Genomic DNA, 14,692 nt, shown 5'->3' on the forward strand with positions numbered 1-14,692 from the left:
TTGTTTGTGTAGTCGCGGTTTTAACCGCCCAAAGATCAGGAACACCAATTAATTGTTTACTTCTGAAATAATTTGATAATTATTACACACTATTTCTAGGCAAAGATCTCCTACCAAACGGAAATAAATCAAAGAAGAATTGGCATCAATTGTGCCATTTTGATTTCTAAAAGGGTAGGATAAAGCAGATAATATTTGTTTGCCATCTGACTCTAATTCTCTTAGTTCTACTTCTCCTACCCAGAAACAAAACTCTTCTGTGCTTGTATTGATAGGTTGGGAAAGTACGAGGTGGATGATGTGGGAGAATGCGATCGAAACATCGTTAAATTCTGGCCCAAAAGTAAAGTCTAAGCGCAGTCCCAAATTTTGCGGAAGTAAAGATATCCCAACTAAGTCTGCACTTTTTAAATCTTCTAGAAAGGTCTGCAAATTTTGAGTAATGCTGAAAGTCATAAACTCAGTTGTTCTCCTGTACTATGGGTATTTGCTCCTGGGACAAATTGAATTTGATTGCCAAATTGATCGTAACGACGACGATAATATTATTTGTCACTACTAGCTAAAATTTTCGGCCCAGTACGGACAATTTCTCCACTAGGTCTAATATGTATTATACTGCCATCTGGATGCTCGAAAGTTTCGTATCCACCACTAGTGCTACTTTTAAATTGAAAGCCTTGGACATTGAGAATTGTTATTGCTTCTGTCTTAGATTTTCCTGTTAGATTGGGAAGGCTACTAGCTGCTGAATTCATCTCAAATTTCTTACCGAATCACGATGGTAATTGCTTAGTATATCGTTTGCAACTAATTCCATTCACCAAGTTTAGTAATCATTTTCACTTTCCTGCTTGTAAAACCTGCATTGCACTCAAGTTTAATTCGGGAAAACTCCCAGAAATAACCCGTTCTTCACCGCGAAAGGAAACTGCATCATAAAAACCTTCGATTAAAGAACATACTATTACTACTTCATCTATTGGATCAACAATCCAATATTCGGAAATACCCAATACAGCATATTCAGAACGTTTAGCACGATAATCTGTAGTTTTAGTTGATTCGCTAACTACTTCTACTACTAAAATTGGCGGAGGTTCATCTAATTCAATTACTGCTTCCCGATTAGCAAGTGATTCCCATTGTTCTATAGTTAATACTGTAATATCTGGAATTCGGGAAGTATCCCAACGTCCTCCACGAGGCGATCGCACTCCAACGGCAAACTTTTGCGCCGTCCAATTAATTCCAATTCTGGAAATTTCATCATCAAAAGTTCGTTCTAAAAATTTAGTAATCGCCCCATGTTTCCCAGTTCCTAAACTCATTGGGATTAACTCTCCATTAACTAATTCATACTTAGTATCAGTGCCATCATTATACTTGAGATATTCAGCAAAAGTTAGTTTTTTCGTGGTTGTAATCATTGCGATCGCTCTCCTTATTCGCCAATTTTAAAAATTTGTTCTGCTGTTAAATTCAACTCTGGAAAAATCGCAGATTGTATCCGTTCTTCACCTTTAAACTGAGTCACCATATACTCCCCTTCAACCATTTGGTAAACCGAAATAGTCGGTTGTTTCGGGTTTCCAATATAGCGTCTACCACCCAAACCTAAATAATCAACAATCCAATATTCAGGAATTCCCAGCTTTTCGTATTCTCCTAATTTTAGAAGATAATCATCTTGCCAATTAGTACTTACTACTTCGATAACTAATTTTGCTGTTTCACCTTTGGTAATTAGCGATCGCTTTTTCCACAAGGGTTCATCTTTCAGCGCATTTTCATCTAAAACAATAACATCTGGTCTATAACCTGATTTATCAGAATCAACAGCTTTGACTACACATTGTCTAGCAACGAAATAAGGGAGTGCTAAACGTTCAATTTCGATTCCTTGTTTAAGTGCGAGAAAAGAGGCTACTTGTTCGTGTGTTCCAGTTGCTTGCATTTCGATAACCACTCCATCATGTAATTCAAAACGACCGTAACCATCTGGATACCAGTCCAAAAATTCTTCCAAGTTCATGGTTTTTGATTCGGTTTGCAGCATGGCAATTTTTCCTCGTAAATCCTGACTTAATTGTAGCAAGGTGCGATCGATCCTAGTGCCGATCCAGCAAATTGAAAAAAGCTTTTTTGAACGCAGATGAAAGCAGATAAACGCAGATGAACGCAGATATTAGCGTTAACTCTTCTGTCGGTTACGTAGATTTGGTTTTTTACCACAGATAAACACAGATGTTAGCGTTATCTTTTTATTGACTGCAAAGATAAAAGTAGATAGATATCGGTTTTTAACAGATATCTAAATACTCTTCCCCAGTCCCCAGTGCCCAATCTCTAGTCCCCTAATTCACTCCACAAATTGCCTCACTAATTTTGCTAATCTTTCTGCACTATCTTTTACTGCTAAACTAAGGGCAGCTTCAGACATTTGTTGTAACTTTTCCGGTGATTCTAATAAACTTAAAACTTGTTTTTCTAAAATTTCAAGCGTTAATTCCGATTGCTTAAATACTAAAGCTGCGCCAGAATCAACAAAAATTTTAGCATTGTATGTTTGATGATCTTCCGCTGCAAAAGGATAGGGAATTAAAATTGTAGGTTTCCCCATTACTGCTAATTCTGTTAAAGAACCTGCACCCGCACGACTAATTACTAAATCCGCCCTTTGTAGCAGTCCTGCCATATTATTGTAAAATGGCATTGGGAAATAATGAGGATGTTGTAAATTAGCTACATCAGGATCGTTTTCTCCTGTTTGATGCACAACCCAAATCCCATTATCAAACCAACTTTTTGCACTTTGACGAATAAATTTATTTACCGCTACTGCGCCTTGACTACCACCAATTACCACAATTAATGGCACATCATCGGGAATCGGTAAATCGTGTTTTTCAGGGGCGAGAAATTGCGATCGCACAGGCGTATTCGTGTAAACTGTCTGACAACCAGGCAACAACTTCGTCGTAGATTCAAAACCTACCGCTACAGTCTGACACCAAGGCCCAAAAAATCGCGTTACTTTACCCGGAATCGCATTCGATTCATGTAGAATAACAGGTAAATTGAGCGATCGGGCCGCAATAATCGCAGGTGCAGCAATATAACCCCCAGTGGTGAATACCCCGTTAAACTTTCCTCGTTTCAGCAACTCCCGACAACTGCCAATAGCTTTGGCAAACTTACCGATAATTTTTAGCGTACCTAAACCAAAACGTTGTTGAAAGCCTTCCACTGCGATCGTATTTAAGGCATACTTAGCAGGAACCAAATCTTTTTCTAACCGATTTGGGACACCTAGCCACTCAATTTGGTAATCTGGCAATTGTTCTGCTAAAGCAAGCGCCGGAAACAAATGTCCCCCAGTACCACTAGCTGCAATTAGCAGTCGTCGTGGTGCGGAAGGATTACCTTCTGGGGAAGCAGCTTGGCGATCTAAATTCTGTTTCTCAGTTAACATCTATAACAAATCTGGTGTTTTAAGCTGATTCTCAAAATATCAAAATATGCCACATCTTCTGAAATTTCGATTCACTACCTTACCCGTAGCTTTCCTGTTAACATTAGGGCTATCCTCTGGGTGGACTGTCAAAGCTGCTACTCCTGACACCGCGCCACCGGAATTGAAAAACACTTTAGCGCAAATCGATGCCGCAGCAAATAGCCACAACGTTCAAGCAGTAATGCAATTTTATGGGGCTAATTTTAGCAACAGCGACGGCTTAAATCGGGAAGGCATGGAAAAAACTCTCACCCAACTTTGGCAACGTTACCCTCAGTTGAAATACCGTACCGAATTAACATCTTGGCAAAATCAAGGTAATGGCATAGTCGTTGAAACAGTTACAAATATTACAGGAACTCAGCCAGTAGATGGCAGAACTTGGAGTTTTAATGCTACCATTCGGGCCAGACAACGCTTAGAAGATCAAAAAATTGTTAATCAAGAAATTTTGAGCGAAAAAACTCAATTAACCTCCGGTGAAAAACCTCCTACAGTTGATTTTAGATTACCAGAACAAGTAGGCACAGGTGAGGAATTTAATTTCGATGTAGTAGTTAAAGAACCACTAAAAGATAACTTGTTAGTAGGTACAGCTTTACTCGAACAAATCGCCCCTGATAAATATCTTAATTCGCCAAAAATTCAATTAGAACCGTTAAATGCAGGGGGAATTTTTAAAGTAGGTCGTGCTCCAAATGACCCTGGTAAATATTGGATTTCCGCTGTCTTAGTTCGATCGGATGGTATTACTATTGTTTCTCAAAGATTACCAGTAGTTACTGGTGGGAGAAATAACAATAAACCTTCTCGTTCTAACTCTCCTTCTTCACCAGCACGTCCCTCCCGTCCTGGTAGAACTTCAGGTTAACTGAGATCTTGCACCAAGAGGCAGAGCCTCCATTTTTCGTTCCCAGGTTGAACCTGGGAACGAGGAGCTGGGAGGTTACACCTCCTTTGAGTGCAAGATCTCAGTTAACACTTTGGAGAGTAAAGACGTTGAATTTAACGTCTCTACAATTTTTGCAAAAATTAGTAATTTATCTGCGTTAATCTGTGTTGATCTCGTTCCCAGGTTCAACCTGGGAACAAAAAACAGAGGCTCTGGCTCTTTCATTTGTGATTAAAAAAAACTAAACTTACATCTAAAAATTGATTGAATTATGATTTCAATTAAAGACGAAATTGTTTTAATTACTGGAGCAAGTAGTGGAATTGGTGCATCTTGCGCTAAAGTATTTGCTCAAGCTGGCGCAAAGTTAATTTTAGCAGCAAGACGGAAAGAAAAACTGCAAGAAATTGCAGATCTACTGGGCAAAGAGTTTGCTACTCAAGTATATTTGATCGAGTTGGATGTGCGCGATCGCCAAGCCGTAGAAATAGCCCTCAACTCTCTTCCAGAACCTTGGCAAAACATCGATATTTTAATTAACAACGCTGGCTTAAGTCGCGGTTTAAGCAAACTCCACGAAGGCGATTTTCAAGACTGGGAAGAAATGATTGATACCAACGTCAAAGGTTTACTTTATCTTACCCGTTATGTAGTTCCCGGAATGGTCAGTCGTGGTAAAGGTCATGTAGTGAATATTGGTTCAATTGCAGGTCGGCAAACTTACCCAGGCGGTAATGTTTATTGTGGTTCTAAAGCCGCAGTTAGAGCAATTTCTGAAGGGTTAAAACAAGACCTTTTAGGAACACCAATTCGCGTTAGTTGCATTGACCCAGGTTTAGTCGAAACTGAATTTAGTCAAGTGCGATTTCATGGCGATACTGAACGCGCCGAAAAAGTTTACCAAGGACTCACGCCATTAACCGGAGATGATGTTGCAGATGTGGTTTTTTTCTGTGTAACTAGACCAAATCATGTTAATATTAGCGAAATTTTATTAGTACCAGTAGACCAAGCAACTACTACTCTCGTTCACCGTCGTAATTAATAAAAAACAGGTTTGTTGTGAGACTTCAGTCCTCATGATTAAGCAAAAAAACGACTGAAGTCGTTACAACAAACTTTGTTAATCTTCTATTTGTTGACTTGAAACTTCGATCGCTTGGACATCAATTGTCCCAGGTGGTGTTACTCGTTTAAAATGACCTTCTTCTATTAATAGAGGTTCGCTACAACTTGGACAGCGCATTTGTGTTTGATTCAATCCAGTGAATTCATAGCCGCAAACCGGACAATTATCTTCTACCAAATTGCGCTTTAACCACCAGCGAAACACAAAAAATGCGATCGCAGGTAGTGTCACCAAACACACCATTAGAATTAACACAGATTTCGCTAACCAGCCAAGTCCGATCGCACTTAGCAGCCAAAAGGACAATAACACGGTGAGGGCACAGGTTAAACCCGAAAAATTAAACTGAAAATTTTTGATGCTCATTTCCTGCATCTCGATCTTGGTCTGCATCTAGCATAGCGACTTGGAGTGGAGACTGGGGAATGGGAAGAGTTGTGGAATGATTCTCCCTATCTCCTCTGCTTCGAGAACTCATTTCTCCAGACGTACAGCATACCACTGTAAATATTCTCCTGGGCCGAGATCGAATTCATAATAAGTCTTGAGTAAATGCTGGGCTTGCTCTTCTACAGTTGAGAGTTTCTGTAAATCTCTCGGTAAATCCTCTTGTCGCTGTGCCAAAATATTTTTGAGTTTTTCTAGTAATTCGGCGGCAGTTAAGAATTGTTCTGGCTGATTAGTTTCTAGGACGACGAAGTTATCTTCGCTATACATTAATGAATCTGGCATTTTTCCGCCTTGGTAATTGCAAATTCTGAGAGGTTGTTAATTTAATCTTAACTGCTTCCTGAATCTCAGCAGTTTAATTGTAAATTTTACCTGCATTGCTGGTAATTAGTTTTTAAAATACAGGAATGGACATTTTTTTAGTTTTTGTTTATGACTATGAATGCGATCGAACTAGAAGGCAGATCTTTTGTTGCTGTTGAAGAATTACCAATGGCTGAATGGCCTTGTGTGTTCAACGAAGAACCACTGCCAACATTGACAATTAAAGATAATGATTTATTTTTGGTGACAGATACTTTGGGTAATATCGCTTCTAATTTAAGAAGTGATGTTAATGCCAGCATGGGCTTATTTTGCTCCGATACCAGATTTCTCAGTCGCTTAGAATTACAAATAGATGGTCATTCTCCAGTTTTGCTCAATAGTACTGCAAATAAAGGTTTTTCCCTAGCAGTTTTATGTACAAATCCGAAAATTGCTAATCATTTGCCACCTGATACATTGGGAATTCGTCGAGAATTGCTTTTGAATGGTGCTTTGTTTTCCACAATAGAAATTTGCAATTATAGTACCAAGGAAGTGAATTTTCAACTCAGCTTAAGTTTTGATGCTGATTTTGTGGATTTGTTTGAAGTGCGGGGGTTTAATCGGGAAAAGCGGGGGCGAATTTTACGGGCGATTAAAGATGATAAACCGATCGAAGAAGAAACAGGAGAGCTAGTTTTAGCTTATCAAGGTTTAGATGGGGTGATTATGGAGTCGCGGATTCAATTTAACGATCGCCAACCCGACTTATTTAAAGGTAACACGGCAGTTTGGGAGTTAACTTTAGCATCGCATCAAAAAGAAACCATCGGTTATCGGTTACAAATGTTTACCAATAATCGACCAACTTCCCGACTAGATGCGCCTGTTACTTTCAACCAAGCGAAAGCAGCTGAGTTGATGGAGGAACAAAGTTGGACGCAACAAACTACGAGAATTAGTTTGGATAAAGCTATTTTTAATCAGGTGATCGATCGCGCCCAACAAGACGTTTATTTACTGCGACAATCTTTTGAAAAGTTTACCGCACTTTCGGCAGGTGTACCTTGGTTTTCTACTTTATTTGGGCGAGATTCGATTATTGCTGCTTCCCAAACTTTAATGTTAAATCCTGACATTGCTAAGGAAACATTAACAGTTTTAGCCCAATATCAAGGCAAAGTAGATAATGATTGGCGCGACGAACAATCGGGAAAAATTTTACACGAATTACGCTTTGGAGAAATGGCACGTTGTCAAGAAGTTCCCCATACTCCCTACTACGGAACTGTGGATGCTACGCCCTTGTGGTTGATGCTTTATGCGGAATATTATTCTTGGACAGCTGACAGAGATACTTTAGAAAAATTATGGCCTAATGCGTTAGCGGCGATGGATTGGATCGATCGCAATTTACAAGAAACAGGCTATTTACGTTACGCTGTGCGATCGCAAAGAGGTTTAGTTAATCAAGGTTGGAAAGATTCTGGTGATTGTATTGTCGATCGCGAAGGAAAATTAGCCAAACCACCAATAGCTTTATGCGAAGTTCAAGCTTATGTTTATTCGGCAAAAGTGCGATTAGCCGAAATTGCCAAAATGAAAAAACGCTTGGATTTAGCCGATCGCTGGCAAGATGAAGCTAGAGATCTAAAAATGCGATTTAATCGAGATTTCTGGGTAGAAGATCAAGGTTTTTGTGCTTTAGCTTTAGATGGAGATGGTAATAAAGTTGATAGCATTACTTCTAACCCAGGTCATTGTTTAGCTTTGGGAATTCTTAACCCCGAAAAAGCTTATAGTGTTGCCGAAAGATTGCGGGCACCAGATATGTTTAATGGTTGGGGAATTCGCACTTTAAGCAGTTTATCTCCTGCTTACAATCCAATGGGTTATCATATCGGTTCAGTTTGGCCTCACGATAATGCTTTAATTGCTGTAGGAGTCAGAAGTTTGGGTTTAATCGATCAAGCTTTGGAACTTTTCCAAGGTTTAATTGACATGACTGTAGCCCAACCTTATCAACGTCCCCCAGAACTTTTTTGCGGTTACGAACGCGACGGAGATAACGATCCGGTGCGTTATCCTGTGGCTTGTTCGCCGCAAGCTTGGGCGACTGGTAGCATTTTTCAGTTGCTACAAATGATGATTAATTTAGTTCCAGATGCGCCGAATAATTGCTTACGAATTATCGATCCAGCTTTGCCAGAATCAATTGGTTCTTTGTACCTGCAAAATCTCAAAGTTGGTTCCACTTTTCTGGATTTGGAATTTCAGCGATCGGGAAATACAACTTCTTGTAGAGTCGCTAAAAAACGTGGCAATTTACGAGTTGTGATTGAGGCTTAAAATGAATATCAAGCCATCTGAAGATGAAACTATCAACCTGTACGAAACTGACTTTTATGCTTGGACACAAAAACAAGTAGAGTTGTTGCGTCAACACCAATTAGATTGTCTTGACATTGAAAATTTAATTGAGGAAATAGACTCTTTGGGGAAACAACAGCAGCAAGAGTTAGTAAATCGACTGGGAGTTTTACTTGGACACTTGTTGAAGTGGGAATATCAGCCTAGCAAAAGGTCTAGAAGTTGGGTAGCAACAATTCGCGAACAGAGGAGAAAAATTGCTAAGTTACTCCAGAAAAACCCTAGTTTGAAACCTTACCTAGAGGAAGCAATACAAGAGAGTTATCCAGATGGAGTTGACTTAGCTGTTAGGGAAACGTTAATGGAATATCGAACTTTTCCATCCGAAGTTTCCTACACTTGGCAACAAATAGAAAGCCCGGATTTCTTGCCGGGATTGCTAAGTAATTCTGATAAAGACTTGCTTAATTAGGTCAATTTCCCCAGACTTGTGGTGTGGAAAACCCTGGTTTTAGGGTGGGGTAGGGGCAATTCAGTATTGTAGTCGGGGATGAGAAACCGGGTTTCTTTCCCTAGCGCAGTCGATATTTTGTTACCCCAAGCCAAAGAAACCCGGTTTCTGGGATTACTGAATTGGTGTTCTAGGGATTGGGATTTCTTATGGACTAAGCACTTCGCTAATTAATTAGGTTCACTATCACCACAAGTCTGAGAGAACCAAAAATTTTTCCAGCATAACTGCATAGGTCGTTTTTACCCAGACATATAGAGGAGTAGAAAAGCAAAAAATCTTGCTACAAGTGATTCTGGGTATAGGGACTATGAAATTTAATTTTAAACATCTCAGCTTGATTCCTTTAACTTTATTAATTGCTTTGGGTACTCCGGTTTCTGCCATCACCAGTGTCAAAACGCCTGTTATTCAAGCGCAAGTAGATGACTCTAAATTAGAAGCGGCAATTCAATTGTATGAGCAAGGATTAGAACAGTACAAACAGCAACAATTTTCTCAAGCTTTACAAACTTTTACCCAAGTTTTAGGCATGATGCAGAAACTTGGTCACAGTCGGGGAGAAATGTTAACTCTTTATCGATTAGCGATGATTTACGAAAATTTGCAAAATTACCCTCAAGCGCAAATTGCTTATGAAAAGGCACTCTTGATTAGCCGAAAGTTGAACGATCGCTTTAATGAAGCTGCATATTTAGATTATTTGGGTGTGGTTTATAAAAATCAAAAAAATTATACCCAAGCAGTCGATTATCATCAACAATCCTTAGCACTTTTTCGGCAATTAAAAGCGCCTCGCAGCGAAGCAATTGTTCTCCGCAATTTAGGTTTGGCTTACCTGGGACAAGGAGGATACGAACAAGCATTAAACAGTTTCCAAACAGCTTTAAAACTTGAAGAATCTCTAAATCAACCAAGAACTAAAGCTGTTACTTACTATATGATTGGTTTAACTTACAGTTATCTAAACCGCCAACAAAAAGCTATGGATTTCTATCAACAAGCATTGTCTTTATTTCGGGAAGTTGGTGATGTAGAGGCTATAGAACAAACTCTGCGCCAAATTCGCGAAGTTCAACAAGCATTGTCTCAAGTTGGGTAGGAAAAGTTTAGCCCAAAAAAACTTACGTGAATATCACAAATTGTAATTGTATACGTTGTTGTGCTTCAGCGCTAAAGCGCAACAACGTACATTTTGCTCAAGCTTTCTGGAAAAGTTAAAAGTTTTTATGTAGCTATGGAGGATATCAAAATGTTTTCGGGAGAAGGGAAAATGCAGCATTCTTTTAAAATGAGTAATTATTTTGGGGTTTTGATTGGACTTTTGCGCGATCGCAAAGGCTTTTTAGAAGAAATTCGTCAAGGCACTAAAATCAACCATAAAATTATTGCCTTACTGGTTTGTAGTTCTTTATTTTTTGCCGTTTATGGAGCAATCATCGGTTTATCCCATAGTCCAATTCAAGGAATGTCTGCTGCGATAAAATTACCTATTCTTTATCTACTAACAGTCTTAATTTGCTTACCTACTCTGTACATTTTTAATATTTTCTTCGGTTCTAGTCGTAGTCTAGCCCAGCATTTTCTAGTTGTATTAACGGCTGCATCGGTGATTAGTGCGCTGTTAATTGCCTTTGCACCAGTAACTTTGTTTTTCTTGATCACTACTAATAATTACCAATTTTTTAAATTACTAAATGTTGCCATTTTCATCTTTACAGGCATAATTGGTGTACACTTCCTTTATCAAGGAATGCAGTTAATTTCCGATCCTGACTCAGATGGTCAACTAACCCGTACTAGACTGCTACAATTTTGGTTAGTCCTCTATGGGTTTGTTGGTAGTCAGCTAGGATGGACACTGCGACCGATTTTTGGCTCACCAAACACTCCTTTTGAGCTATTTCGTCAGCTACAAGGTAACATCTATCTTGATATCATCAAGGCAATTTCTGAAGTACTAGGTTTTCACTAAATGAACTTTCCTCTGGCGCGACAATATTTTTACAGAGAGATTCATCAGGCTGAGAAAAACATCAATCTGGCAAAAGCAGCTTTGTATATTGCTCAGGAAGAATATTCAGACCTCGCTCCAGAGGAATATCTCAATGCTTTAGATACAATGGCGGAGGAAGTTGAAGAACGATTACCGGGTGAACCTTATCCTTTACGCATTATTCAATGTATTAATAATTATCTTTATAATGATTTGGGTTTTACTGGTAACAGCGATGATTATTACGATCCCCGCAATAGTTATTTAAATCAAGTACTGGAACGGAGAACTGGAATTCCAATCACTCTTTCTTTAGTTTATTTAGAAGTAGCTCGACGCATAGATTTTCCGATGGTGGGGATTGGAATGCCAGGTCATTTTTTAATTCGTCCCGATTTTCAAGATGTGGGAATTTATGTGGATGCTTTTAATCGAGGAGAGATTTTATTTGAGCAGGATTGCGAGCAAAGATTGAGTCAAATTTATCAGCAACCTGTGAGAATTTCTCCGAATTTATTAGAACCTGTAACTCCCAGTCGTTTTTTGTCAAGAATATTGATGAATCTAAAAATGATTTATCTTAATCGGGGAGAATGGCAAAAGGCTTTGGCGAGTATTGAACGGATTTTATTGTTGTTTCCTGGGACTGCGACTGAATTGCGCGATCGCGGTTTGCTCTATTATCAAATTGGTGAATTAGCAACAGCTTGTCAAGATTTAGAGAGTTATCTGATCCAGGTTCCTGACGCTGAGGATGCTAGTTTTATTAGCCAGTTAGTAATGCAAATTAAGCGCAATTTATAAATGTAATTGGGGACTGGGGACTGGGGACTGGGGACTGGGGATCGGGATTTCTGATATATTAAGTTTTGTCTGAATTAATCAAAATTGGCGATCGCCATAAGTAGGGTAAAATTAACAAATCTTTTTCATCTGTTAACTACTTAAATCCTTGAGCTTGTTCTTGAGCAACTAATTTTAACCTTCGTAATTGTGCTTGCATATCTTCTTTTGTCCAAGTTGCCGCAAAAGTATTAAATCCCCAGCGAATCAGCGGGTTAGCAACTGTAAATTCAAAGCGATTAACTAATAGTGTACCATCAGCTATGGGTTGACATTCCCAGCGATCGCGTCCTTGGAAAAATCCACTAAATTCCCAGACAATTAAACCGGGTTCTCTTTCCACTACTGTACTGTTTAATGTAGGTTCTAACAGGGGAATTTGAATCACAAATCGACTGCGACTACCAATTTCTGTACTCCACTCACCTACAGGATCGCAGCGCAAAGCCGGATTTAACCATCGGTGCATTAGAACGCGATCGGTAATACAGCGTTCTACCACCGTAGCACTAGCTTTGATGGGAATTGATTGCTCGAAAACTTGCCAATCTGAGGTCACGTCCAATTATATCCCTTTCTGCTCAAACTTCAAGAACAATCTTCAAATATAAGGTATGAGTAAAATTTTTTATTTACCCTATCTTAACCTTTGAATGATTCTCCAAGGTAATTATTAATCAAGTTTGCACTTTTGGATTAGCAGAAGTTACAATTTTTGTTGATTTTGGTCAAGAAGTTAATTTTACTTAGTTCCTAAAACGGACTATTTTGAAGAGTTGTTAATTTGTTAAATAATTTACTATTGATATGAGTAAAATATCTAGTTAACTATTTACCCATTAAGATAGATGACAAGAAAAAATCGTAAAATTATGCTTGCCAAAGCCAATTTTATGGTATGTTAACCAACAATTCTGACAATAAATCAGAAAAACTATGAATAACATTTGGCAAAGTACAGCACACTTAGTCATAGGTGTGCCAACACCTCCTCAGCAAATTGTGGCGCAGGTTACAAGAACAGCTAACCCAGTAAATGAAACGGTTGATGTTGTCCAGCGAACTACTAGCAACATTAGTCAATTTATACCCAATTTGTTAGCTGCGATCGTCATCTTAGTTTTAGGCTGGTTATTAGCGATCGTCATCGCTTGGGCAGTCAAGCAACTGTTAAATCGCACTAACATTGATAATAGGATTACAAGTTGGGTGACAGGGCGAGCTGATGCGGAAAGTTTACCTGTAGAAAAGTGGATTTCCGACATAGTATTTTGGCTCATTTTTATCTTTGCTCTAGTCGCTTTTCTCCAAGCACTTCAGCTGACAGCGGTTTATGAACCTCTGAATAATTTACTCAATCAGGTATTTACTTTCCTGCCAAAATTAGCAGGAGCCACTATTCTTTTAGCTATTGCTTGGGTAATAGCAACGGTAGTTAAATTGGTAGTTACACGCTCATTACAAGTAGTGCGTTTAGATGAGCGTCTTAACCAAGAAGTTAGCGAAACAAATAACCAATTTTCTGTCAGTGAAACGATTGGTAATACACTGTATTGGTTCATCTTTTTACTGTTTCTTCCCTCGATTTTAAGTACATTAGAATTAGAGGGAACTTTACAGCCAGTGCAGCGATTACTCAATGATATTCTGTCAGTATTGCCGAATATATTTGCGGCGATTTTAATTGGTGCGGTAGGTTGGGTAGTTGCTCAAGTAGTAAGGCGAATAGTCACCAATTTGTTAGTAGCTACGGGAACAGATAGATTTGGTGCAAGTGTGGGAATTAATCCTTCAACAACTGGACAATCTCTATCTTGGATTATTGGTACGATCGTCTATGTACTGATTTTAATTCCGGTAGCGATCGCAGCTCTAAATGCACTGAGAATTAATGCGATTTCGATTCCCGCGATCGCCATGCTCAATGATATTCTCAGTGCAGTTCCGAGAATTTTTGCAGCTGGAATTATCTTAGCGATAGCTTATGCGATCGGGAGATTTTTAGCTGATGTTGTCACTAGTATCTTAAGCAGTATTGGTTTCAACAATGTTTTCAACTGGATTGGTTTTTCAACACCCAGACAAACCCGTAGTAGAATAGTTGTTTCTCCTTCAACTACTCCTATTGATAGTCCAACACCGGGAGTAGTTGAAGAAAAAACTACTGCTGCAAGAACTCCTTCCGAAATAGTCGGAATTATTGTATTAGTGGGGATTGTCCTGTTAGCTACAGTTGCAGCTGTAGAAGTACTCAACTTTGCAGCCCTCACCGCAATTGTGACAGGAATTGTCGCTATTGCTGGGCAAATTTTAATTGGTTTAGTGATATTTGCGATCGGTTTGTATTTAGCAAATCTCGCTTTCAATATCATCACCAGTTCTGGCAATCAACAAGCAGTTATTCTAGGAAATGCGGCGCGAATTGCGATTATTATCTTAGTTTCAGCAATGGCATTACAACAAATGGGCATTGCTGCGGATATCGTTAATTTAGCCTTTGGTTTATTGCTTGGTGCTATAGCAGTAGCAACAGCAATAGCATTTGGATTAGGTAGTCGTGATGTCGCTGGCGAACAAGTGCGAGATTGGTTAGAATCCTTTAAACGCAAAAAGAATGAACCACCTCGACTGTAGTTAATATACCTCTAAACAGATCACTGACTTCTTCAAGAAGTCAG

At 39.0% G+C, this 14,692-nt stretch carries 17 protein-coding genes; 8 read left to right on the forward strand and 9 right to left on the reverse strand.

Annotated elements, in window-relative coordinates; translation table 11 throughout:
• Nucleotides 1-48: 48 nt before the first annotated feature.
• The 6 genes from ACE1CA_RS01650 to murG all read right to left on the reverse strand — a co-directional run bounded on the left by ACE1CA_RS01650 (nucleotide 49) and on the right by murG (nucleotide 3,475).
• The gene (locus tag ACE1CA_RS01650) at nucleotides 49-456 is read right to left on the reverse strand and encodes a hypothetical protein (protein ID WP_413278431.1); all 408 of its coding nucleotides are present in this window, start codon (nucleotides 454-456) and stop codon (nucleotides 49-51) included.
• Nucleotides 457-545: 89 nt separating this feature from the next.
• Nucleotides 546-758 carry a PASTA domain-containing protein gene (locus ACE1CA_RS01655; RefSeq protein WP_413278430.1) on the reverse strand — a complete coding sequence of 71 codons (213 nt, stop codon included), beginning with the start codon at nucleotides 756-758 and terminating at the stop codon, nucleotides 546-548.
• 84 nt (nucleotides 759-842) lie between these two features.
• Nucleotides 843-1,430: a Uma2 family endonuclease gene (locus tag ACE1CA_RS01660; RefSeq protein WP_413278429.1), complete on the reverse strand. Its 588-nt coding sequence runs from the start codon at nucleotides 1,428-1,430 to the stop codon at nucleotides 843-845.
• A 14-nt stretch (nucleotides 1,431-1,444) separates the two neighbouring features.
• Entirely contained in the window at nucleotides 1,445-2,059 is a 615-nt protein-coding gene (locus ACE1CA_RS01665; protein WP_413278428.1) for a Uma2 family endonuclease, read from the reverse strand.
• A gap of 26 nt (nucleotides 2,060-2,085) precedes the next feature.
• Nucleotides 2,086-2,235: a hypothetical protein gene (locus ACE1CA_RS01670; RefSeq protein ID WP_486517617.1), complete on the reverse strand. Its 150-nt coding sequence runs from the start codon at nucleotides 2,233-2,235 to the stop codon at nucleotides 2,086-2,088.
• 127 nt (nucleotides 2,236-2,362) lie between these two features.
• Complete coding sequence (gene murG, locus ACE1CA_RS01675) at nucleotides 2,363-3,475, reverse strand: undecaprenyldiphospho-muramoylpentapeptide beta-N-acetylglucosaminyltransferase (RefSeq protein ID WP_413278427.1); 1,113 nt, start codon at nucleotides 3,473-3,475, stop codon at nucleotides 2,363-2,365.
• A 46-nt stretch (nucleotides 3,476-3,521) separates the two neighbouring features.
• Between murG and ACE1CA_RS01680 the strand changes: the two genes are divergently transcribed.
• Complete coding sequence (locus tag ACE1CA_RS01680; RefSeq protein WP_413278426.1) at nucleotides 3,522-4,388, forward strand: Cif family virulence factor; 867 nt, start codon at nucleotides 3,522-3,524, stop codon at nucleotides 4,386-4,388.
• Nucleotides 4,389-4,680: 292 nt separating this feature from the next.
• Nucleotides 4,681-5,454 (forward strand): SDR family oxidoreductase, encoded by a 774-nt coding sequence (locus tag ACE1CA_RS01685; protein WP_413278425.1) that lies wholly within the window; start codon nucleotides 4,681-4,683, stop codon nucleotides 5,452-5,454.
• Between the two features lie 78 nt (nucleotides 5,455-5,532).
• Here ACE1CA_RS01685 and ACE1CA_RS01690 read toward each other — a convergent pair whose 3' ends face one another.
• Together ACE1CA_RS01690 and ACE1CA_RS01695 are read right to left on the reverse strand one after the other, a co-directional pair.
• Nucleotides 5,533-5,904 carry a hypothetical protein gene (locus tag ACE1CA_RS01690; protein ID WP_459563625.1) on the reverse strand — a complete coding sequence of 124 codons (372 nt, stop codon included), beginning with the start codon at nucleotides 5,902-5,904 and terminating at the stop codon, nucleotides 5,533-5,535.
• A 108-nt stretch (nucleotides 5,905-6,012) separates the two neighbouring features.
• On the reverse strand, nucleotides 6,013-6,270 hold the full coding sequence (locus tag ACE1CA_RS01695; RefSeq protein ID WP_413278424.1) for a CRR7 family NDH-1 assembly protein: 258 nt from the start codon (nucleotides 6,268-6,270) through the stop codon (nucleotides 6,013-6,015).
• Between the two features lie 156 nt (nucleotides 6,271-6,426).
• Between ACE1CA_RS01695 and ACE1CA_RS01700 the strand changes: the two genes are divergently transcribed.
• The 5 genes from ACE1CA_RS01700 to ACE1CA_RS01720 all read left to right on the forward strand — a co-directional run bounded on the left by ACE1CA_RS01700 (nucleotide 6,427) and on the right by ACE1CA_RS01720 (nucleotide 11,975).
• Entirely contained in the window at nucleotides 6,427-8,643 is a 2,217-nt protein-coding gene (locus ACE1CA_RS01700; RefSeq protein WP_459563627.1) for an amylo-alpha-1,6-glucosidase, read from the forward strand.
• A 1-nt stretch (nucleotide 8,644) separates the two neighbouring features.
• A complete protein-coding gene (locus ACE1CA_RS01705) occupies nucleotides 8,645-9,136 on the forward strand; it encodes a DUF29 domain-containing protein (protein ID WP_413278422.1) in 492 nt (163 codons plus the stop codon).
• Between the two features lie 349 nt (nucleotides 9,137-9,485).
• On the forward strand, nucleotides 9,486-10,277 hold the full coding sequence (locus tag ACE1CA_RS01710; RefSeq protein ID WP_413278421.1) for a tetratricopeptide repeat protein: 792 nt from the start codon (nucleotides 9,486-9,488) through the stop codon (nucleotides 10,275-10,277).
• A gap of 150 nt (nucleotides 10,278-10,427) precedes the next feature.
• Nucleotides 10,428-11,150: an actin-binding WH2 domain-containing protein gene (locus tag ACE1CA_RS01715; RefSeq protein ID WP_486517618.1), complete on the forward strand. Its 723-nt coding sequence runs from the start codon at nucleotides 10,428-10,430 to the stop codon at nucleotides 11,148-11,150.
• A complete protein-coding gene (locus tag ACE1CA_RS01720) occupies nucleotides 11,151-11,975 on the forward strand; it encodes a SirB1 family protein (RefSeq protein ID WP_413278419.1) in 825 nt (274 codons plus the stop codon).
• 136 nt (nucleotides 11,976-12,111) lie between these two features.
• On the opposite strand, the gene ACE1CA_RS01725 is transcribed toward ACE1CA_RS01720, so the two are convergent.
• Nucleotides 12,112-12,573 carry an SRPBCC family protein gene (locus ACE1CA_RS01725; RefSeq protein WP_486517619.1) on the reverse strand — a complete coding sequence of 154 codons (462 nt, stop codon included), beginning with the start codon at nucleotides 12,571-12,573 and terminating at the stop codon, nucleotides 12,112-12,114.
• A 377-nt stretch (nucleotides 12,574-12,950) separates the two neighbouring features.
• On the opposite strand from ACE1CA_RS01725, the gene ACE1CA_RS01730 reads away from it, so the two are divergent.
• Nucleotides 12,951-14,648 carry a mechanosensitive ion channel gene (locus ACE1CA_RS01730; RefSeq protein ID WP_413278417.1) on the forward strand — a complete coding sequence of 566 codons (1,698 nt, stop codon included), beginning with the start codon at nucleotides 12,951-12,953 and terminating at the stop codon, nucleotides 14,646-14,648.
• The last annotated feature ends 44 nt before the right edge of the window (nucleotides 14,649-14,692 follow it).

The organism is Floridaenema evergladense BLCC-F167, from assembly GCF_041929205.2.
Taxonomy (GTDB): Bacteria; Cyanobacteriota; Cyanobacteriia; order Cyanobacteriales; family Aerosakkonemataceae; genus Floridanema; species Floridanema evergladense.